The following is a 19,657-nucleotide window of genomic DNA, read 5'->3' on the forward strand; positions in this document are numbered from 1 at the left end:
CTGTTGATCTTGAAGAGCGCTGAACGCCCCGTCAATTATGATTGGCCGCATCGGCGGCGATATCCGTGATGATCTTCTTGTCCGCCTGCATTTCCGGCGCGACCACGCCCATCGAGACGATGTACTTAAGCGCTTCGTCCACGCTCATGTCCAGCTCGATGGTATCGGCGCGCGGCACCATCAGGAAAAATCCTGAGGTCGGGTTCGGCGTGGTCGGCACGTAGAGACTGACGTAGTCGACGCCTTGCAGGTGGTTCTTCACTTCACCGCCGGGAATGCCGGTCAGGAAAGCGATGGTCCATGAGCCTTGCCGCGGATACTGCACCAGCACTGCCTTGCGAAAGGCATTGCCGGACGACGAGAACAGCGTGTCGGACACTTGCTTGACGCTGGAGTAGATCGACTTGACCACCGGGATGCGGGTCAGCAGACCTTCCCACAGCGACACCACCTGACGGCCGATGAAATTGCGCGTGGCCAGGCCGGTGAGGAAGATGATCAGCAGCGTGAGGATGGTGCCCAGGCCGGGAATGCGGAAACCGACCAGCGCTTCCGGCCGCCAGCTTACGGGCAGCAGCAGCAGCGACTGATCCATCGTGCCGATGATCAGGTTGAGCACCCACACCGTGATGGCCAGCGGGACAAGGATCAGCAGACCGGTGATGAAGTATTTGCGCATGGGATGGGTTTTCGCGGTTTCGATCAGGAAGCGCTGGGCGTACTTGGAGCGCTGGAGGCGCCCGGCGTACTCGGGGCGGCGGCAGAAGGCGCAGCAGAAGCGGCGGCCGGTGCAGCAGCAGTGGTAGATGCAGCCGCGGGGGCGGATGCGGCAGCGCCGTCAGAAGAGGCTGGCGCCTCGGTCGCAGGCAAGGCGGTCCCGGTGGCGCCGGTGCTGTTGGCGACACCGCTGCCATTGCCGCGGAAATCGGTCACATACCAGCCCGAACCCTTGAGCTGAAAGCCGGCGGCGGTCAGTTGTTTCCTGAAGCTGTCCTTGTTGCAGGACGGGCAAACGGTCAACGCGTCGTCAGACATCTTTTGCAGCACATCTTTGGCAAAACCACACGCTTCGCAGCGATACGCGTAAATCGGCATGAATTACTCCGGCAAAAATCGTCCAAAACCCTGAATTATAAAGGTTTTTCAGCCGCTTTTACGAGTCCGCTGCAAGTCAGGCCCGCCAAGGGAGGACGAGGCCTCGGCAGACGTTCTTAAAAGCAACAAATGCCGTTGATTATTGTGAAACAAGGAAAAAACTAGAAATCGTTGCGAGATTGTTCCAGAGTCTGCAAGAAACTGCGGCACCACCAATGCACGTCGAACTCGCGGATCCGCCCCAGCAAGGCGGCATGACGTTCCTTGCGTTCCGCCAGCGGCATCTGCAAGGCATGCTGGATCGCCTGCGCGGTGCCGTGGGTGTCGTAAGGATTGACCAGCAAGGCTTCCTTCATCTGCTCGGCGGCGCCGGCAAAACGCGACAGCACCAGCACGCCGGGATCTTCCTCATCCTGCGCGGCGACGAATTCCTTCGCGACCAGATTCATGCCGTCGCGCAGCGGCGTCACCAGCGCCACCGCACACGCGCGGTACAAGCCCGGCAGGCGTTTGCGTGCGACGGTGCGATGCATGTAGCGAATCGGCATCCACTCGAAGTCGCCGTAGTCGCCGTTAATGGAGCCGCACAGGCTTTCCAGTTCACGCTGGATGTCGGCGTAGGCATCGACGTCTTCGCGGCTGGGCGAAGCGACCTGCAGCAATGTCGCGCTGTGACGATTTTCCGGATACTGCTGCAGCAGCTCGCGGAAGGCGCGGATGCGATGCGGCAAGCCCTTGGAGTAGTCGAGCCGGTCGACGCCGATCAGCAGCCGCCTGCGCGAATATTCCTTGCGCGTAGTCTCGAAGGTCTCGCGCGCTTCACGAGCACGGCCGAGACGCTGGAAGTCGTCGACATCGATCCCGATCGGAAACGCTTTGGCCTGCACCGTACTGTTGAAGGCGCGGAACTGGCTGACGCCGACGGTCTCGGCGGTGGCTTCGGCTTTGACGTAGTGCGAAAAATGCAGCAGGTCGGCCTCGGTCTGAAACCCGACCAGGTCGTAGGCGAACAAGGCGCGCATCAGCCATTCATGCGAAGGAATCGCCGCCAGAATCTGCTGCGGCGGCAGCGGGATGTGCAGGAAGAAGCCGATGCGGTTGCCGCAGCCCATTGCGCGTAATTCTGCCGCCAGCGGAATCAGGTGATAGTCGTGAATCCAGATCAGGTCGTCGGGTTTCAACAGCGCCATCAGTTTGCGCGCAAACAGCTGGTTGACGCGGCGATAGCCGCCCAGATGCCCGGATTCGAAATGCGCCAGATCGAGCCGGTAGTGAAACACCGGCCACAGCACGCCGTTGGCGTAGCCGCGGTAGTAGGCGTCATGGTCTTCAGCGCACAGATCGAGTTCGGCCAGCGTGACGGAGCCGGCCTGGCTGACGTGCAAAGCGCCTTCGCCGGGCGTGCCGTCTTCGACGACCTTGCCGCTCCAGCCGAACCAGACACCGCCGGTGCGTTTGAGGGTTTCACCCAGCGCCACCGCCAGTCCCCCGGCCGCCGGCTTGCGCGGATCAGCGAGACGATTCGAAACTACGACGAGGCGGGACATGGTGAAGCTCCTTTTTTGTTGTGTGGGAAGAGAGAACGCACAAACTTTGGGGAAACGATCAAATGACTGACTCCCATGATGCGGAGAGTCGCATCGCGCAATTGATGATCCCGACCATGGAATAGGTCTGCGGAAAATTGCCCCACATCTGCCCGGTCACCGGGTGCGTGTCTTCCGACAGCAAGCCGACGTGATTGCGCGCCGCCAGCATGGCTTCAAAAATCTCGCGCGCCTGCTCCTTGCGGCCGATGCGCGCGAGCGCGTCGATGCGCCAGAAGGTGCAGATGTTGAAGGCGGTTTCCGGACGGCCGAAATCATCGGGCGCTTCGTAACGGCGCATGTACGGACCGTCGCACAGATATTTTTCCAGCGCGTCGACAGTGGCGATGAAACGCTTGTCGGTCGGAGAAATCAGGCCGACCTCCACCATCAGCAAGACGCTGGCGTCGAGGTCGCGGCCGCCGAAGCTTTCGGCGTAGGTCTGACGTTCTTCATTCCAGGCTTCGGTCAGGATGCGCTTGCCGATCATGTCGGCGCGCTCGATCCAGTAGGTGGCGCGGTCGGTCAGCTCCAGCCGTACTGCAATCTTGGCCAGCCGGTCGCAAGCAGCCCAGCTCATCAGCGCAGACGAAGTGTGGATACGCGAACGCGTGCGCAGCTCCCACATGCCGGCATCGGGGCGGTCGTACATTTCAAAGGCGCGTTCGCCGACTGCTTCCAGATGCTTGAACTGTTCGATGCCGGCCCGGTGATGCAGGCGGACATCGTGGAAGGCCTGTGCGGCACCGAGAATGATATTGCCGTAGACGTCGTGCTGGAAATGCTCGTAGGCCTGATTGCCGACGCGCACCGGTGCATGGTGGCGATAGCCGGGCAAGTGATCGAGAATTTGCTCCGGCAAGGCTTCTTCCAGACCGATGCCGTACAGCGGCTGCACGTGGCCGCCAGCCGATCGCACCACGACGTTGGTGAGCCAGCGCAGATAATCTTCCATGGTGCCGAGCTCGGAGATGCTGTTCAGCGCGCGCACCACGAAGAAGGCGTCGCGCAGCCAGCAATAGCGATAGTCCCAGTTGCGTGCGCTGCCCGGGGCTTCCGGCACGCTGGTGGTCATGGCGGCGATGATGGCGCCGGTGTCTTCATACACCGACATCTTGAGCGTGATGGCGGCGCGAATCACGGCGGCCTGCCACTCCAGCGGCGTGGCGAGGCTGCGGCTCCAGTTGCGCCAATAGGTGACGGTTTCCTGTTCGAAGCTGCGCGCGGTGTCGCCGATGCCGCCGGTCAGCGTTTCATCGGGACCGAGCAGGAAGTTGAATGGCCGGCTGATAACGAAAGCGGTCTCATCCAGCAGATAACTGATGGGCGCATCGGTGTTGAGGCGCAGGATCATTTCCGACCCGACGTAGCGCACGTGATTGCTGCCGCGGGTGATCTCCGGCATCTCGCGGCCCCAGTTGAAACGCGGACGCAGCAATACGCGCAAGCGCGGTGCGCCGTTCAGCGGCAACACGCGGCGCACCAGCGTCTGCGGCCGGAAGAAGCGGCCACGGCTGGGGAAGCGCGGCGCAAAATCGGTGATCTCGACGCCCTGCCCCAGCGTGTCGTAAAGGCGCGTTTTCAGGACGGCGGTATTCGGCTCGTACCACTGCTCGCTGCGCGAAAAATTCTCGAGTTCAAAACTCCACAGGCTGCCGCTCTCGCCCGGATCAAGCAAAGCATTGAACACCGGATCGCCGTCGAAGCGCGGCAGGCAACACCAGACGATGCGGCCGAGCTTGTCGATCAGCGCGCTGTAGGAACAGTTGCCGATGACGCCGAGATCGAGGGATGAGGTGGAAGGCCGGTCGCCGTCGTTGCTGACGCCAGTGGAGGTATCGTTGCTGGGAGTGTCGATGGATGACGTAGATGACGTACTCATGCTGCCTTTCCTCTCTTTACTCTTTTTGTTGTTGCCCGAATTGCTGCCGACAGACTTGCCTGAGCGGCGCCGGCTTGCCGTTTCGACTTCGGGTGCGTGAAAAAATGTTCCTGTTAAATCCCGTTGAATAATAGAGGCGACGCCTAAAGACGCCGGTCTACCGCTTTCAGCGCCTGCTCCAGCCATTGATGCAAAGCGGCCGGGTTATCCAGCCGCATGTTCGCCTTGCTCGGCCCTTCGCCAATCTTGATGCCGAAGCCGCCGCCGTGCGATTGCACCCAGTCGAAGCCTGCTTCATCGGTCACGTCGTCGCCGACAAATACGGGACGACGCCCCGCAAACGGCGCTTCACGCATGAAGGAAGCAATGGCGTCGCCCTTGTCGGCCAGCGCAGCTTTCGCTTCCACCACCATCTTGCCGTGCAGAACCGTAAAACCGGGGACGCGCGACACCGCGTGGTTCATAGCTTCGATGCAAGCCTGTTCCAGATGCGGCGCCTTGCGATAGTGCAGCGCCAGCGCGCCGCGCTTGGGTTCCAGCAGCAGGCCGGGGTGACGCGCCACCAACGGCGCCAGACGTTCCATCAGGCGCGCCGTGTCGGGCGCAGCCAATTGGACCAGCCGCCCCGTCGCATCGCGCCGTTCCAGTCCATGTACACCAGCCGCGGGCAGATGAAGCGGCGCCAGATAATGGTCGAGCTGCTCCACCGGACGGCCGCTGACTACCGCCAACGCGCCGTGCGAGAGTTCTTGAAGCCGCTGCAACATGTCGATCAGGTCCGGCGCCGGCACCACGCTGTCGGGCTCGGGAGCCAGATTCACGAGGGTGCCGTCGAAGTCCAGAAACAGTGCATCAGCGACAAAGTCGTATTCATGAGTTTGCAGAGACATGCTTTGTGAGGTCGATTTAATACCAATTAGTTCCAATTGGTTTTTCGACAATTGACCCGCTGTCAGCGGACACTTTTCTTTAAACAACTCGGATAGAAAAAGCGAGGCAACCGATAGGGAAGATCGACAAAAAAACGACAAAGGAAGGTGAACGCGGGAGAGCTGCGCCGCTCGGGCGATTCAATGCATTTCTTGGAAAATGCGAATCGCCCGAGGGTAAGGAAGAGAAAAAGTCAGTTGTGCACTAAGGACGCAAGCTTGTCTATCGGTGTTGCGTGAAGTAGCTTATGAGGCAGCGTCTGACATCAAGGGCGCGCTGCTTAGCCGCCTTGACCATCGGTGCTCAACACCGTTTGCACGGGCGTCTGCGGAATCGGCGCCACCAGTTGCGGCATCAGCGAACCGACCACCATGCCGCCGATGCTCATGAGCAAACCGACCAGCTGCGGCGGCCACATGCCTTCGGGCGCGGTGTATTCCAGCGTGATCCACGAGACCAGGCCGAGGATCATCGCGGCGAGCGCGCCCTGACGCGTGGCGCGCTTCCAGTAGACGCCGAAGGCCAGCGGCGTAAAGGCGGCGACCAGCGTGACCTTATAGGCATTTTCGACCATCTGATAAATGCTGGACTGGCTGTTCAACGCCAGCGAGGTGACGGCGATGGTGAAGACCAGCACCACCACGCGCATGGAAAACAGGAATTCCTTGTCGCTCTTCCATGGACGGATTTCCTTGATCACGTTTTCGGTGAAGGTCACCGACGGCGCCAGCAAGGTTGCGCTGGCGCAGCTCTTGATCGCCGACAGCAGCGCGCCGAAGAACATGACCTGCGCAAACACCGGCATCTTTTCCATGATCAGCGTCGGCAACACCAGCTGCGAATCGGTTTCCAGCAAACGCGACACCATCGCCGGATCGATCAGCGTGGCCGAGTAGGCCAGGAAGATCGGGATGAACACAAACATGAAATAGATCACGCCGCCCAGGATCGAGGCATTGCGCGCGATGTTTTCATTCTTCGACGACATCACGCGCTGGAACACGTCCTGCTGCGGAATCGAGCCGAGCATCATGGTTATCCATGCCGCAAAGAACCACAGCACCTCCTTGGGCGTGGGCGAAGGCCAGAAGTTGAATTTACCGGCATCCGCCGCATGCTGGATCACCACCGCCGGACCGCCGACCATGCCGGAGACTTCCCAGCCGATGTACAGCATGCCGACCACCACGATGATCATTTGCAGGAAGTCGGTGATCGCCACCGCCCACATGCCGCCCATGAGGGTGTAGATCAACACGCTGGCGGCGCCGATGATCATGCCCCAGTGCATCGGGATGTAACCGCCCGACACGACGTTGAACACCAGCCCCAGCGCCTTGATCTGCGCCGCCACCCAGCCGAGGTAAGAAATCACGATACAGATCGTCACCAGCATTTCAGCCGCGCGGCCGAAGCGTTTCTTGTAGTAATCGCCGATGGTCAGCAGGTTCATGCGGTACAGCGGCTTGGCGAAGAATACGCCCACCAGGATCAGGCACAGCGATGAACCGAAGGGATCGGCGACGATGCCGCCCAGGCCTTCCTTGAGGAAGGTCGACGACACGCCCAGCACCGCCTCCGAACCGAACCAGGTCGCGAACACGGTCGCCGTCACTACCGACATCGGCAGCGCCCGGCCGGCAATGGCGTAGTCTTTGCCGCTCTTGACGAACTTGGTTGCGTAAAGACCGATACCGACTGAAATCACCCAATAAAGTATGACGAACCAGATCAGGGCATTCATGCAATTTCCTTACGCAAAAGGGCTGTAAAAAGGCCCGAAAAGTGGGAGGGCTAGTAAGCGAAAACGCGCATTATAACGGCATTACCGGCATGTTTTTCCACCCTGCCAGCCATTCGTCAGCAAATTTCGCGCCACCGGCGAAAAGCGTAAAGATCAACCACCCCACGGCGAACGGCGATGGCAACATGCAATCCCGGCAAGCTGAAAACGCCAGACTGCGAAATCAGCGCATCACGGGGATCACACCCGACGGAAATTGTTGCATGGCGGCTACGTTGCCATCGCGATCGATCCAGCGATAGTCCAGCGGCGCGGTCTGCCCCTTGCGCAGCGGGTTGCGCGTGCAATGGCGGGCGTACGCGGGGTCGACGTAGCGGTAGGGGAGATGTTCGTCCCGTCCGGCGGTGATTCCCAGCCGCGTCGTTTCGATCAGCATCTGCGGTGTTTCGCCGACATCGTCGACGAACAATCCTTCGGGATCGAAGGAACCCGCGTCCCAATCGGGGACACGCAAGGCCAACGACTTGCACAGCAAGGTTTGTCCGGCGCAAAGCCGGTGCAGAGGCCGCGCGGCGCCCTGCGCATCGGGGTTTTCGGCCTGCATGACGGCGAGCGCCTCGGGACCGGCGATGGCGTCGATCCAGGGATAGGCGGATTTGATGAGGACGGCGTTGCCCGGGCCGGCGGCACTGAAATTGAGCGAATCGCCGCCGCGCGAGTAGTACATGTAGATGGTGCCGCCTTCCATGAAGAGCGCGCGCCGTTTGTGGGTATAGCCCAGCGAAGCGTGACTGCCGCGCTCGTCGAGACAATAAGCCTCGGTCTCGATGATGCGGGCGGAGAGCCACTGGCCCTTCCAGCGCCGGCGTATTACTTTGCCGATCAGGGCGCGCGCCAGTGCAGGACTGTCCCGGTCGAAAAAACTGTTGTCCAGCATGGTGAAGCGGGTAATGGCAGGGGGAGCTTTACGCATTTTGTTTTCCCTCGAGATCAACGTCCATGTCGTCCTCTCTGAAGCAAGAGTAATCCGATAGGCCATTGAATCAATCATCGAATGGCAACGGGGCGAGTCCTTTCGGAACTCGCCCCGTTTTCAGCGTGGAGCACTCATCGATCAGTCGGCGATGGCTTCCAGCGCAAACAGATCAGCCGGATTTTCACGCTTGCGGATCAGATGCACCTTGTCGCCGTCGACCAGCACTTCCGCAGCACGGCCGCGGGTGTTGTAGTTGGAGGCCATGGTCATGCCGTAAGCACCGGCCGACATCAGCGCCAGCAAGTCGCCCGGCGCGAGCGCCAGTTCGCGGTTGCGCGCCAGCCAGTCGCCGGATTCGCACACCGGACCGACGATATCGTAGGTCTGCGCCGCATCCTTGCGCTGCTGCACGGCTTGCACGCCGTGCCAGGCTTCATACAAGGCAGGACGCATGAGGTCGTTCATGGCGGCGTCGACCACGGCGAAGTTCTTGGTTTCGCCGTGCTTCAGGTATTGCACTTCGGTGATCAGCAGACCAGCGTTGCCGACGATGGAACGGCCGGGCTCGAACATGACCTTGATGGCACGGCCGTCGTATTTCTGCTTGCGCCAGGCATCGACGCGGGCGAACAGGCGGCCCAGGTAGTCGCCGACCGGAACCGGTTGCTCGTCGTCATAGGTGATGCCGATGCCGCCGCCGATGTCGAGGTGGTGGATGGCGATGCCTTCGGATTCCAGCTGGTCGATCAGTTCGATGACTTTGTCGAGCGCTTCCAGCAGCGGTGCGTCGTCCAGCAGTTGCGAACCGATGTGGCAGTCGATGCCGACCACTTCAATGTTCGGCAGCGCCGCCGCATCGCGGTAGCAGGTCAAGGCATCTTCGTAGGCGACGCCGAACTTGTTTTCTTTCAGGCCGGTGGAAATGTACGGATGGGTCTTGGCGTCGACGTTGGGATTGACGCGCAGCGAGATGCGCGCGCGCTTGCCGGCTTCGCCTGCGACTTCGTTGAGGCGATGGACTTCAGGAATCGATTCGACGTTGAAGCACAGAATGTCGTGTTCCAGTGCCAGACGCATTTCGTCGCGGCCCTTGCCCACGCCGGAGAAGATCACCTTGCGCGGATCGCCTCCGGCGGCAATCACGCGCAGCAGTTCGCCGCCCGAGACAATGTCGAAGCCGGAACCGAGCTTGCCCAGCAGGTTCAGCACCGCCAGGTTGGAGTTGGACTTGACCGAATAGCACACCAGCGCGCCGCCGTCGCCGGCATCTACGCTACGGCCGGCTTTCTTGCAGGCATCGGCGTAGGCGGAATAGTTGGCGGTCAATGCCGCCTTGGAATACACGTAAAGCGGCGAGCCGAATTGCCCGGCCAGTGCGTTCAGCGGCAGATTTTCGGCGTGCAGGACGCCGTCGCGATAGGAAAAATGAGACATAAAGTAGAGACGGCGAGAATTATTTTGATGGAGGAACGGCAGTCGCCGAGGACGCCGCGCCAGTGTTATCAGTGGCAGCAGCGCCGGCATCAGCGTCTGGAGCAGGCACAGTCCTGACAGGATGCGGGGCCGGCGGTTTCGGCAGGTACAACGGTCCCTTCTGACCGCAGCCGGTCAGCAGCACGATCAACGCAACAGCGCTCAGTGCGATGGACACCGGACGGGCCGGGGAAAAATGAAATGGAGACTTCACGATAGAATCACGGGTTTACATCAATGTCTCGGAGTGTAGCATGACAGAATCAGAATTCCTGGCCCTCGCGGATTCCGCGCTGAACGCGATCGAAGCCGCACTGGAGCAGGCCACCGACGACACCGACCTCGATGTCGAGTGCAGCCGCAGCGGCAATGTGCTGGAAATCGAATGCATCGACAACGGTTCCAAAATCATCGTCAACAGCCAGGCGCCGATGCAGGAACTGTGGCTGGCTTCCAAGTCGGGCGGCTATCACTTCAAATATGACGGCAAGCAATGGCTGAGCGCGCGCGACGGCTCCGAGCTGTACGCCACGCTGTCGGCCTCGGTCACCGAACAGGCCGGCTTCCCGGTCACACTGAGCGCACCGTAACGTAACTTTGCACCAGCATTAGCTGTCGTCGGCCCACGACTTGGCAGCCGCAATCGCGCGCTGCCAGCCGCGCACCAGCTTGCTGACCTGCGCTTCTTCCAACGCCGGTGTAAAGCTGGCGTCCTGACGCCATTGCCGGCGCAGCGTTTCCTGGTCCGGCCAGAATCCGACCGCCAGTCCGGCCAGATAGGCCGCCCCCAGTGCAGTGGTCTCCGTCACTTCCGGACGGATCACTTCGACGCCGAGAATATCGGCCTGGAACTGCATCAACAGGTCATTGGCGGTGGCGCCGCCGTCCACGCGCAATTGCGCGATATCCAATCCGGCATCAGCCTGCATCGCCTTCAGCACATCCATGGTCTGATAAGCAATGCTGTCGAGCGCAGCGCGCGCCAGATGTGCAGAAGTGGTGCCGCGCGTGGCGCCGAACATGGCGCCGCGTGCATGCGGATTCCAATGCGGCGCACCCAGTCCGGCGAAGGCCGGCACCAGATAGACGCCGTCGCTGTCCGGCACGCTGCGCGCCAGCGCTTCCACATCGCGCGAATTGCGGATGATGCCAAGACCGTCACGCAGCCACTGCACCACCGCGCCGCCGATGAAAATGCTGCCTTCCAGCGCGTATTGCACCTTGCCGTCGACCTGCCAGGCAATCGTGGTGAGCAGATTGTTCTTCGACACGATGGGCTTGTCGCCAGTGTTCATCACCATGAAGCAGCCGGTGCCGTAGGTGTTCTTAACCATGCCCGGTTCAGTGCACATCTGGCCGAACAAAGCCGCGTGCTGGTCGCCGGCGATGCCGGCAATCGGGATCTTCGACGCAAAAACGGTAGTCTTGGTGTGGCCGTAAAGTTCGCTCGATTGCCGTACTTGCGGCAGCATGCTGCGCGGGATATCCAGCAAGGCCAGCAGCTCGTCGTCCCATTCCAGCGTATGGATGTTGAACAGCATCGTGCGCGAAGCGTTGCTGACGTCGGTGACGTGCAGTTCGCCGCGTGTGAAATTCCAGATCAGCCAGCTGTCGACGGTGCCGAACGCCAGCTTCCCCGCCTTGGCCAGATCGCGCGCGCCGGGCACGTTGTCGAGTATCCAGCGGATCTTGGTGCCGGAGAAATAGGAGTCCACCAGCAAGCCGGTTTTGGTGCGAATCGACTCTTGATGGCCAGCGGATTTCAGCTCGTCGCAAAACTCAGCGGTGCGCCGGTCTTGCCAGACGATGGCGTTGTACAACGGACGTCCGCTGTCGCGATCCCAGACGATGGTGGTTTCGCGCTGGTTGGTAATGCCGATGGCGGCGATCGAGGCGCCATTCAGGCCGGCCTTGGTGACCGCTTCGGCAGCGACGCCGGCCTGCGTAGACCAGATCTCCTGCGGGTCGTGCTCGACCCAGCCCGGATGCGGATAGATCTGCTGAAATTCCTTTTGCGCCGTGCTGACGATATGGCCGGCGCGGTCAAACAGAATCGCGCGTGAACTGGTGGTGCCCTGGTCGAGCGCCAGGATGTACTGCTCCGACATGTCTTCCTCCGACGGCGGTGCCGTGTGCATGAATCGTGTTATTTTGGCAATATCAGTATCGTCCGAAGCAACCTCACGCGAAAAATTCCGAAGTTTCCCGCTGCGACGCTCCACCGCGATGCATGCCGTGCCTTATACTCTCGCATCTTGTCACACTCACAGCAATTCTGGAAAGCACGTTCAATGCGCAGTACGACCACGCAACCCGCCCCTCGTTTGCCCAGCACTGCATGGCAACGCGGTTTGACGAAATTCCAGCTGCTTGCAGCCGTTGCCGTCATCGCCATCATTGCGATCGTGGCCGCACCGCGCCTGATGACAGCGGTTAATCATGCTCACAATCCAGATATCGTCACTGCCGAACAAGACCTCGGCGAGATCGAAAAGGCACTGCAGCTCTACAAGCAGGATACCGGCGCATATCCCTCCACCGAGCAAGGCCTGCTGGCGCTGATCGTCAAACCGACCCGCACACCGGTCCCGAAAGACTGGAAGATCGGCGGCTACATCGACCGCCTGCCGCGTGATCCTTGGGGCCACCCCTATCAATACCGCCTCAGCAGCGAAGGCGACGCTTTCGATGTGTTTTCATTTGGTGCGCATGGCCCGGATGAAGGCGACGACAACCCGGGCGTGATCCGTAGCAAGCATTGATCGCTCCGTTGCGCAGTCGTCAGGTGCTCAGTTACTGAGCTGCTCACTGTCCCGGACGAAAAAAAGCCACGGAAAATCCGTGGCTTTTTCATTGCAGCTAGTCGGCAAAAGCAGAAGCTTCACTCCTGTTCCGGCTCATCCAGTTTCTTCTTCACTTCGAGCCGGGCCGACTGCCGCAGCGCTGAGGCCGTTTTGCGATGCGGGCCGGCGGCGCGCTGCTTGGCGGCGACTGCCACCGGATTGCGCGGCTTGGCAAGCTTTTGCGAAGGCTCAACGCGAAAGCTCATCTTTTGCCTCGTTGCCAATGCCTTGTTCGCCATGGCTGCGCGCTCCTTCTCTGCGGTTTTGTCCTGTTGCGCTTACAGCACGTAACGCGACAGGTCTTCATTGACCGCCAGTTCGCCCAGGCGATCCTTGACGTAGGCGGCATCGATAGCGATGGTTTGCGCACCGGTTTCGCCGGCCGAGAACGAAATCTCTTCCAGCAGCTTTTCCATCACGGTATAGAGGCGGCGGGCGCCGATGTTCTCGGTCTTTTCATTGACCGAAAATGCAATCTCCGCCAGTTGCTGGATGCCGCTGTCGTCGAATTCCACCTTGACGCCTTCGGTCTCGAGCAAGGCCTGGTATTGCTTGGTCAGGCAAGCGTCGGTGCCGGTCAGGATGGTTTTGAAATCATCAATCGACAGGGAATCCAGTTCGACGCGAATCGGGAAACGGCCTTGCAGTTCCGGAATCAGATCGGACGGCTTGGCCAGATGGAAAGCGCCCGAAGCGATGAACAGAATATGGTCGGTCTTGATCATGCCGTATTTGGTGTTGACGGTCGTACCTTCCACCAGTGGCAGCAGGTCGCGTTGCACGCCGGCGCGCGAGACGTCTGCGCTGCCTTGCGAGCGGGTGGCGATCTTGTCGATTTCGTCGAGGAAGACGATGCCGTTCTGCTCGACGTTGGCGATCGCCTTTTGCTTCAACTCTTCTTCATTGACCAGCTTGCCGGCTTCTTCTTCGATCAGGAACTTCATGGCTTCCTTGATCTTGATCTTGCGCGTTTTCTTGCGGTTGTTACCCATGCCGGAAAACATAGACTTAATCTGTTCCGTCATTTCTTCCATGCCCGGCGGCGCCATGATTTCCATGGACGGCGCGGCGTCGGACAACTCGATTTCGATCTCGCGATCATCAAGCGCGCCTTCGCGCAGACGCTTGCGGAAAGTCTGGCGCGTGGTGCTGCCCTTTTCTTCCACGCCGTCGCCAGAGGCGGCAGCATTCTTGTTGCCTTCCGGCGTAAAGCCGAAATCACGCGCCGGCGGCAGCAGGATGTCGAGTACGCGGTCTTCGGCAGCGTCTTCGGCGCGGGCGCGCACCTTGCGCACTTCGCCTTCACGCGTTTGCTTGATGCCGATGTCGATCAGGTCGCGGATGATGGTGTCGACGTCGCGGCCGACATAGCCGACTTCGGTGAACTTGGTGGCTTCGATCTTGATGAACGGCGCGTCAGCCAGCTTGGCCAGGCGACGGGCGATTTCGGTTTTGCCGACGCCGGTGGGGCCGATCATCAGGATGTTCTTTGGGGTGATTTCGTGACGCAGCGGTTCGGCGACCTGCTGGCGACGCCAGCGGTTGCGCAGCGCAATGGCGACGGCGCGCTTGGCGCGGCCCTGGCCGACCACGTGTTTGTCCAGTTCGGAAACGATCTCTTTGGGAGTCATGTTCATGGTGATGTTCTTTGCAATGTCCGAGGCTTAATCGAGAGTTTCGATAATGTGATTCAGGTTGGTGTAGATGCAGAGCTCGCCTGCGATCACCAGTGATTTCTTGACGATGTCGGCCGGCGACAACTCGGTATTTTCTTGCAGCGCCTTGGCGGCCGATTGAGCAAAAGTGCCGCCCGAGCCGATCGCGCCGATACCGTCGGTCGGTTCCAGCACGTCGCCGTTGCCGGTGATCACCAGGGTGCTGTCGCGGTCGGCGGTCAGCAGCATGGCTTCGAGGCGGCGCAGCATGCGGTCGGTGCGCCATTCCTTGGCCAGTTCAACCGACGCGCGCATGAGATTGCCCTGATGCTTTTCCAGCTTGGATTCAAACAAGTCAAGAAGAGTGAAAGCATCGGCCGTGCCGCCGGCGAAACCGACCAGGACCTTGCCGTTATAGAGCTTGCGCACCTTGCGCGCAGTGCCCTTCATGACCACGTTGCCGAGCGTCACCTGGCCGTCGCCGCCGAGCGCCACGGTATTGCCGCGCCGGACGGAGAGGATGGTTGTGCCGTGAAATTGTTCCATGCTAATGCCTCAAATGGTGGGGTTCTGCTGAATTACCGTCTTGCTTGTTCTGGTGAAATGGGGTCGGCCGCGCAGATTGCAAGGAGCTTGCGGAATGCGTGGGCGCGCCTAGTCTGGAGACCGTATTTTACGCCGCCGGGGCTGGGCGAAACAGAATGGAGGGCGAATAGGACATAGACAGATGACAATCTGTCTACTTTGAAGAAGAGAGATGAAACACGGACGGAAATATAAAAATGCCGTCGTCCCAGCATACGCTGGAACCCAGTGTCGTATTAACCGTCCTGACGACACCGGGTCCTGACTTTCGTCAGGACGACGGTAATTTTGTTATCAGCTTAAACTGACAAGGTCATCAGGCTCGCATTGCCGCCTGCGGCAGTCGTGTTGACGCACAGCGCGCGTTCTGCCACCAGACGCCACAGATCAATCGGCGCATCTTCCGCCGTCGGCACCAGCGGCACCAGGGCGCCGTCACGCGCCGCCAGCACATTGCGCCATTGCGTGATGACCGGCGCATCGACCAGCGCCAGATGAATATCTGCCGCCGCAATGTCGCCGCTGACGTCAATCGCCTGATGCACCACTTGCGGCAAACCGGCAGGGATCAGCTTGCTTTGCACTGCCGGCACCACCGCTGTATTGCCGGTGGCAAGCACGGCCGCCAGTTGATTGAGCAAGGCCGAGACCTCGTCGGCGGCGCACAGAATCTTGCCGCGCGGCGCGAACGACAGCGTGTTGCGCTCGCCGGTCGGGCCCGGCAAGGTCAGCGTCTTGTACAGCAGGCTTTGCTGCACATAGGTCGCACCTACTTGCGCCAGCTTGGCATGCCCATGCGTGGCGGCCCAATCCAGCAATGCTTTCAACGGCGCAGACGCGGCGCTCTTGTCATCATTGAACAGTTTGACTTCAGCATGGCGCTGCAGGCGCTTCAGGTAGAGCGGACCACCGGCCTTGGGACCAGTGCCCGACTTGCCTTCGCCGCCGAAAGGCTGCACGCCCACCACAGCGCCGACGATGTTGCGGTTGACGTAGATGTTGCCGACATGCGCGCGCTGCGCGACGAAGTCGATGGTTTCATCGATGCGCGAATGCACGCCCAGCGTCAGGCCGTAACCGCTGGCGTTGATGGTGTCGATCAGCTGCGGCAACTGGTCGCGGCGATAGCGCAGCACGTGCAGCACGGGACCGAAGACTTCGCGCTTGAGCTGGGCGATAGAGTCGATTTCGATCACGGTCGGCGCGACGAAGGTGCCTTGCTCGTGGCGTTCGTCCAGCGGCAGTTGATAGACCTTGCAGTTCTGCTTCATCTGCTCGATGTGCGCCAGCAATTGCGTGCGCGCTTCGATGTCGATGACCGGGCCGATATCGGTTTCCAGGCAATCCGGACGACCGACGCGCAACTCCTGCATCGCACCCTTCAGCATGGTCATGGTCTTGTCGGCGATGTCTTCCTGCAGGCACAGCACGCGCAGCGCCGAGCAGCGTTGGCCGGCGCTGTCGAAGGCCGAACTCAGGACATCCTGCACCACCTGTTCGGGCAAGGCGCTGGAGTCGACGATCAACGCATTCTGGCCGCCGGTTTCAGCGATGAATGGAATGTCGCCGTGTTCGTCCTTGATGCGTTGCGCCAGCGTGCGGTTGATCAGTTGCGCGACTTCGGTCGAGCCGGTGAAGATCACGCCCTTGACGCGCACATCGCCGGTCAGCGTGGCACCGACGGTTTCGCCGCGGCCCGGCAAAAATTGCAGCGCGGCACGCGGCACACCGGCCTCATGCAGCAATTGCACGGCGCGATGCGCGATCAGCGGCGTCTGCTCTGCAGGCTTGGCCAGCACGACATTGCCTGCAGCCAGCGAGGCGCTGACTTCGCCGATAAAAATCGCCAGCGGGAAATTCCATGGACTGATGCACACCACCGGCCCCCAGGCCAGCGCATTGCCGTCGTGGCGCGTCTGCAGCGCGTAGTAACGCAGGAAGTCGACTGCTTCGCGCACTTCTGCAATCGCGTTCGGCAGCGACTTACCCGCCTCGCGCACGGCCAGCGCCATGAGTTCCGGCTGATGTGTTTCAAAGAGGTCGGCAGCGCGCTCCAGCATTTGCGCGCGGTCGGATGCCGAGACTGATTGCCATTCCGAAGCGAAAGCAGTCGCTGCTTCCAGCGCACTTTCCACGTCGGCGCGCGCGGCTTCGACGACCTGACCGACGACATCGCGGCGGTCGGCTGGATTGCAGATCTGCTGCAGCTCGCCGGTGGAATTGGCGCCATCATGCAACAGCGGTGCGGCCTGCCATTGATGCGTTGAAGCTTGCACGAAGATGCGGTCGAGTTCGCGCAGGCTGTCTTCGTTGCTGAGATCGATGCCGGTGGAATTCTTGCGTTCTTCGCCGTACAGATTGCGCGGTAAGGCGATCTGGGGATGCGGCTCGCCGCCGGACTTTTGCACGGCAACGATCGGGTCGGTGATCAGTGTGTCGATGGCGACGTTTTCGTCGACGATCTGATTGACGAAGGACGAGTTGGCGCCGTTCTCCAGCAGGCGGCGTACCAGATACGCCAGCAGCGTCTGATGCGAACCGACCGGCGCGTAAATGCGGCAAGCCTTGCCGAGCTGATCGGCGCCGACCACCTGGTCGTACAAAGTCTCACCCATGCCGTGCAGGCATTGGAATTCGTAGTCATCGATCTTGTGCTGTTGCGCCCAGGTGTAAATCGCGGACAGCGTGTGGGCATTATGCGTGGCGAACTGCGGATAGATGGCGTCGGTGGAAGCCAACAGCTTTTGCGCGCAAGTCAGATAGGACAGATCAGTGTGCACCTTGCGCGTATAGACCGGATAGCCCGACAGGCCGTCGACCTGAGCACGCTTGATTTCGCTATCCCAGTACGCGCCCTTGACCAGACGCACCATCAGCTTGCGACCGCTGCGGCGCGCCAGGTCGGCGAGGTAGTCGATCACGAAGGGGCAACGCTTCTGATACGCCTGCACCACGAAACCGATGCCTTCAAAACCGTCGAGGTCGCGGTCGAAGGCCAGCGCTTCCATCAGATCCAGCGACAGCTCCAGGCGGTCGGCTTCTTCGGCGTCGATGTTGAGGCCGATGTTGTAGGACTTGGCCAGCACCAGCAATTGCTTCAGGCGCGGCAGCAATTCGTTCATCACACGTGCATGTTGCGCGCGCGAATAGCGCGGATGCAGCGCCGACAGCTTGACTGAAATGCCTGGACCGTTCTTGATGCCGCGACCATTGGAGGCGCGGCCGATGGCGTGGATCGCTTCTTCGTAGGACTTGTAATAGAAGGCGGCATCGTGCTCGGTCAGCGCCGCTTCGCCGAGCATGTCATAGGAATAGCGATAGCCGCGCTTCTCGTTGTCGCGGCTGTTGTCGAGCGCTTCGGCGATGGTCTGGCCGGTGACGAACTGGTTGCCCAGCATACGCATGGCGAGGTCGACGCCCTTGCGGATCAGCGGCTCGCCGCCTTTGTTGATCAGACGCGTGAGCGCCGAGGCCAGGCCGCTTTCGCTATTGGTGCCGACCAGTTTGCCGGTGATCAGCAAGCCCCAGGTGGCGGCATTGACGAACAGCGATGGCGACTCGCCCAGATGTTTGCGCCAGTCACCCTTGCTGATCTTGTCGGCGATCAGACGATCGGCAGTCTGATGATCGGGGATGCGCAGCAGAGCTTCGGCCAGGCACATCAGCGCCACCCCCTCTTCCGACGACAGCGAGAATTCGTGCATCAGCGCATCCACGCCGGACGAGCGCGTGCGCTTGGTGCGTACCGCCTGCACCAACTTGCGTGCGAGCTTTTGCGTCGCCTCGGTCCAGGTCGCATTGCTTTGCACCTGCGACAGCAGCCACTGCACGGCGCCACGTTCATCGCGGCGGTAGACGGCGGTGATCGCTGCACGCAAGGGTGTTTGCTCAGCCATCACTTCGTGATGAAAAGCGGTAAAGGCGGGAAGAAAGGTAAAAGCGCTGGACGGGTGGGAGGCGTTGTTCATATTGGTTTGTCTCGGAAAAGTCGGCAAAACACGGTTTTTGCTTGCTGCGATTTTATGCGGGATAAGCCAATATTAATTCTGCATTTACAACATTAATTACAAATTAAATTAAGATAAATATATTTTTACAGAATTATATTCTTTCCAATTTTTAACTTTTCCTGATAAGCAAACACCCGTCCTGATGTCGCGGGACGGGTGTCGGATGAAGCTGAAAAGTCTCTCTGGCTGATTGCGCCAGACGGCTTAGTTACTCGGCTTAGTTACCGAGCAACAATTGCATGATGATGCCCGTGCCGATCGCAACCAGCACATAGTCACCGCCGGTCTGCACCCATTGATAGCCGCGCGGTGGCGCGCTCAGACGATGTTCGCGCCAGTTGTTGACGACGTATTGACGGTTACGGTATTCCGGCGGCAAGCGATCGCCGCGATGGAAGGCGTGATTCGGACCGGCGCCGCGTTCGTCATGGCGATCCGGCGGACCACGGCGGTCATTGCGATGATCGTCGTGACGATCAGGCGGGCCGCGGCGATCATCATGGCCTTGTGGCGGACGGCCGTCATCACGGCCGTATTGTTGAGCATAAACAGCAGGCAAAGCGCCGACGCCGAGCGTCAGGGCGAGAACCGAGGAGACAATGGATTTCTTATTCATGAGGGGCTCCTTACGATATCAATAATGCAGAAACCCGCTGCGCAGTACTGTTGCCAAAGCATATGCACTGCGAATGCAGCGGGACCGTTATATGGAGCCCTTAACACCTGGCATGGTTCCTTAAAGAATGTATCTGAATGCTACCTGGTACACCTGCGCTGCCATTGTCAGCTTTACGTCAGCCTTCACCCAGATAAGCCGCCTTGACGCGCGGATCGCTGAGCATCTCCTTGGCGTCGCCGGTCATGGTGATCAGGCCCGA

At 60.4% G+C, this 19,657-nt stretch carries 18 protein-coding genes; 2 read left to right on the top strand and 16 right to left on the bottom strand.

The window, feature by feature from the left end; genetic code table 11:
* Positions 1–31: 31 nt before the first annotated feature.
* The 9 genes from AC1RN6_RS23735 to lptM all read right to left on the bottom strand — a co-directional run bounded on the left by AC1RN6_RS23735 (position 32) and on the right by lptM (position 9,900).
* Positions 32–679: a DUF502 domain-containing protein gene (locus tag AC1RN6_RS23735; protein WP_493007938.1), complete on the bottom strand. Its 648-nt coding sequence runs from the start codon at positions 677–679 to the stop codon at positions 32–34.
* Positions 680–702: 23 nt separating this feature from the next.
* A complete protein-coding gene (locus AC1RN6_RS23740) occupies positions 703–1,095 on the bottom strand; it encodes an FmdB family zinc ribbon protein (RefSeq protein WP_493007939.1) in 393 nt (130 codons plus the stop codon).
* 161 nt (positions 1,096–1,256) lie between these two features.
* Positions 1,257–2,642, bottom strand: a complete 1,386-nt coding sequence (gene otsA / locus AC1RN6_RS23745) for an alpha,alpha-trehalose-phosphate synthase (UDP-forming) (protein ID WP_493007940.1) — start codon at positions 2,640–2,642, stop codon at positions 1,257–1,259.
* 58 nt (positions 2,643–2,700) lie between these two features.
* Positions 2,701–4,563, bottom strand: coding sequence for a glycoside hydrolase family 15 protein (locus tag AC1RN6_RS23750; protein ID WP_493007941.1), 1,863 nt, complete (start codon positions 4,561–4,563; stop codon positions 2,701–2,703).
* A gap of 143 nt (positions 4,564–4,706) precedes the next feature.
* Positions 4,707–5,453, bottom strand: a complete 747-nt coding sequence (gene otsB / locus AC1RN6_RS23755; RefSeq protein WP_493007942.1) for a trehalose-phosphatase — start codon at positions 5,451–5,453, stop codon at positions 4,707–4,709.
* Positions 5,454–5,773: 320 nt separating this feature from the next.
* Positions 5,774–7,237: a high affinity choline transporter 1 gene (locus tag AC1RN6_RS23760; RefSeq protein WP_493007943.1), complete on the bottom strand. Its 1,464-nt coding sequence runs from the start codon at positions 7,235–7,237 to the stop codon at positions 5,774–5,776.
* A gap of 223 nt (positions 7,238–7,460) precedes the next feature.
* Entirely contained in the window at positions 7,461–8,210 is a 750-nt protein-coding gene (locus tag AC1RN6_RS23765; protein ID WP_493007944.1) for a DNA-3-methyladenine glycosylase, read from the bottom strand.
* 141 nt (positions 8,211–8,351) lie between these two features.
* The gene (gene lysA / locus AC1RN6_RS23770) at positions 8,352–9,647 is read right to left on the bottom strand and encodes a diaminopimelate decarboxylase (protein WP_493007945.1); all 1,296 of its coding nucleotides are present in this window, start codon (positions 9,645–9,647) and stop codon (positions 8,352–8,354) included.
* Positions 9,648–9,666: 19 nt separating this feature from the next.
* Positions 9,667–9,900 (bottom strand): LPS translocon maturation chaperone LptM, encoded by a 234-nt coding sequence (gene lptM, locus AC1RN6_RS23775; protein WP_493007946.1) that lies wholly within the window; start codon positions 9,898–9,900, stop codon positions 9,667–9,669.
* A 40-nt stretch (positions 9,901–9,940) separates the two neighbouring features.
* Here lptM and cyaY point away from each other — a divergent pair, with 40 nt between their 5' ends.
* Positions 9,941–10,276 carry an iron donor protein CyaY gene (cyaY, locus tag AC1RN6_RS23780; RefSeq protein ID WP_493007947.1) on the top strand — a complete coding sequence of 112 codons (336 nt, stop codon included), beginning with the start codon at positions 9,941–9,943 and terminating at the stop codon, positions 10,274–10,276.
* A gap of 18 nt (positions 10,277–10,294) precedes the next feature.
* Here cyaY and glpK read toward each other — a convergent pair whose 3' ends face one another.
* Positions 10,295–11,794, bottom strand: a complete 1,500-nt coding sequence (gene glpK / locus AC1RN6_RS23785; RefSeq protein ID WP_493007949.1) for a glycerol kinase GlpK — start codon at positions 11,792–11,794, stop codon at positions 10,295–10,297.
* Between the two features lie 183 nt (positions 11,795–11,977).
* Here glpK and gspG point away from each other — a divergent pair, with 183 nt between their 5' ends.
* Entirely contained in the window at positions 11,978–12,448 is a 471-nt protein-coding gene (gene gspG, locus AC1RN6_RS23790) for a type II secretion system major pseudopilin GspG (RefSeq protein ID WP_493007950.1), read from the top strand.
* A gap of 119 nt (positions 12,449–12,567) precedes the next feature.
* On the opposite strand, the gene AC1RN6_RS23795 is transcribed toward gspG, so the two are convergent.
* From AC1RN6_RS23795 to AC1RN6_RS23820, 6 genes are all read right to left on the bottom strand, one after another.
* Entirely contained in the window at positions 12,568–12,768 is a 201-nt protein-coding gene (locus tag AC1RN6_RS23795; protein ID WP_493007951.1) for a hypothetical protein, read from the bottom strand.
* A gap of 39 nt (positions 12,769–12,807) precedes the next feature.
* A complete protein-coding gene (gene hslU / locus AC1RN6_RS23800) occupies positions 12,808–14,166 on the bottom strand; it encodes an ATP-dependent protease ATPase subunit HslU (RefSeq protein WP_493007952.1) in 1,359 nt (452 codons plus the stop codon).
* 27 nt (positions 14,167–14,193) lie between these two features.
* Positions 14,194–14,730 (bottom strand): ATP-dependent protease subunit HslV, encoded by a 537-nt coding sequence (gene hslV, locus AC1RN6_RS23805; RefSeq protein WP_007878415.1) that lies wholly within the window; start codon positions 14,728–14,730, stop codon positions 14,194–14,196.
* A gap of 338 nt (positions 14,731–15,068) precedes the next feature.
* Positions 15,069–18,737: a trifunctional transcriptional regulator/proline dehydrogenase/L-glutamate gamma-semialdehyde dehydrogenase gene (gene putA, locus AC1RN6_RS23810; RefSeq protein ID WP_493007953.1), complete on the bottom strand. Its 3,669-nt coding sequence runs from the start codon at positions 18,735–18,737 to the stop codon at positions 15,069–15,071.
* A gap of 259 nt (positions 18,738–18,996) precedes the next feature.
* Positions 18,997–19,395, bottom strand: a complete 399-nt coding sequence (locus AC1RN6_RS23815; protein ID WP_408164634.1) for an RcnB family protein — start codon at positions 19,393–19,395, stop codon at positions 18,997–18,999.
* Positions 19,396–19,573: 178 nt separating this feature from the next.
* Positions 19,574–19,657 (bottom strand): ABC transporter ATP-binding protein C-terminal domain-containing protein (locus tag AC1RN6_RS23820; RefSeq protein WP_493007954.1); only part of this gene is annotated, 84 nt, incomplete at its 5' end.

Source organism: Herbaspirillum sp. GW822-FHT03A08, from assembly GCF_058801885.1.

Coding starts and splice junctions, on each gene's coding strand:
- AC1RN6_RS23735 (WP_493007938.1), bottom strand. CDS start 679: ATGCGCAAATACTTCATCACCGGTCTGCTGATCCTTGTCCCGCTGGCC.
- AC1RN6_RS23740 (WP_493007939.1), bottom strand. CDS start 1,095: ATGCCGATTTACGCGTATCGCTGCGAAGCGTGTGGTTTTGCCAAAGAT.
- otsA (WP_493007940.1), bottom strand. CDS start 2,642: ATGTCCCGCCTCGTCGTAGTTTCGAATCGTCTCGCTGATCCGCGCAAG.
- AC1RN6_RS23750 (WP_493007941.1), bottom strand. CDS start 4,563: ATGAGTACGTCATCTACGTCATCCATCGACACTCCCAGCAACGATACC.
- otsB (WP_493007942.1), bottom strand. CDS start 5,453: ATGTCTCTGCAAACTCATGAATACGACTTTGTCGCTGATGCACTGTTT.
- AC1RN6_RS23760 (WP_493007943.1), bottom strand. CDS start 7,237: ATGAATGCCCTGATCTGGTTCGTCATACTTTATTGGGTGATTTCAGTC.
- AC1RN6_RS23765 (WP_493007944.1), bottom strand. CDS start 8,210: ATGCGTAAAGCTCCCCCTGCCATTACCCGCTTCACCATGCTGGACAAC.
- lysA (WP_493007945.1), bottom strand. CDS start 9,647: ATGTCTCATTTTTCCTATCGCGACGGCGTCCTGCACGCCGAAAATCTG.
- cyaY (WP_493007947.1), top strand. CDS start 9,941: ATGACAGAATCAGAATTCCTGGCCCTCGCGGATTCCGCGCTGAACGCG.
- glpK (WP_493007949.1), bottom strand. CDS start 11,794: ATGTCGGAGCAGTACATCCTGGCGCTCGACCAGGGCACCACCAGTTCA.
- gspG (WP_493007950.1), top strand. CDS start 11,978: ATGCGCAGTACGACCACGCAACCCGCCCCTCGTTTGCCCAGCACTGCA.
- AC1RN6_RS23795 (WP_493007951.1), bottom strand. CDS start 12,768: ATGGCGAACAAGGCATTGGCAACGAGGCAAAAGATGAGCTTTCGCGTT.
- hslU (WP_493007952.1), bottom strand. CDS start 14,166: ATGAACATGACTCCCAAAGAGATCGTTTCCGAACTGGACAAACACGTG.
- hslV (WP_007878415.1), bottom strand. CDS start 14,730: ATGGAACAATTTCACGGCACAACCATCCTCTCCGTCCGGCGCGGCAAT.
- putA (WP_493007953.1), bottom strand. CDS start 18,737: ATGAACAACGCCTCCCACCCGTCCAGCGCTTTTACCTTTCTTCCCGCC.
- AC1RN6_RS23815 (WP_408164634.1), bottom strand. CDS start 19,395: ATGAATAAGAAATCCATTGTCTCCTCGGTTCTCGCCCTGACGCTCGGC.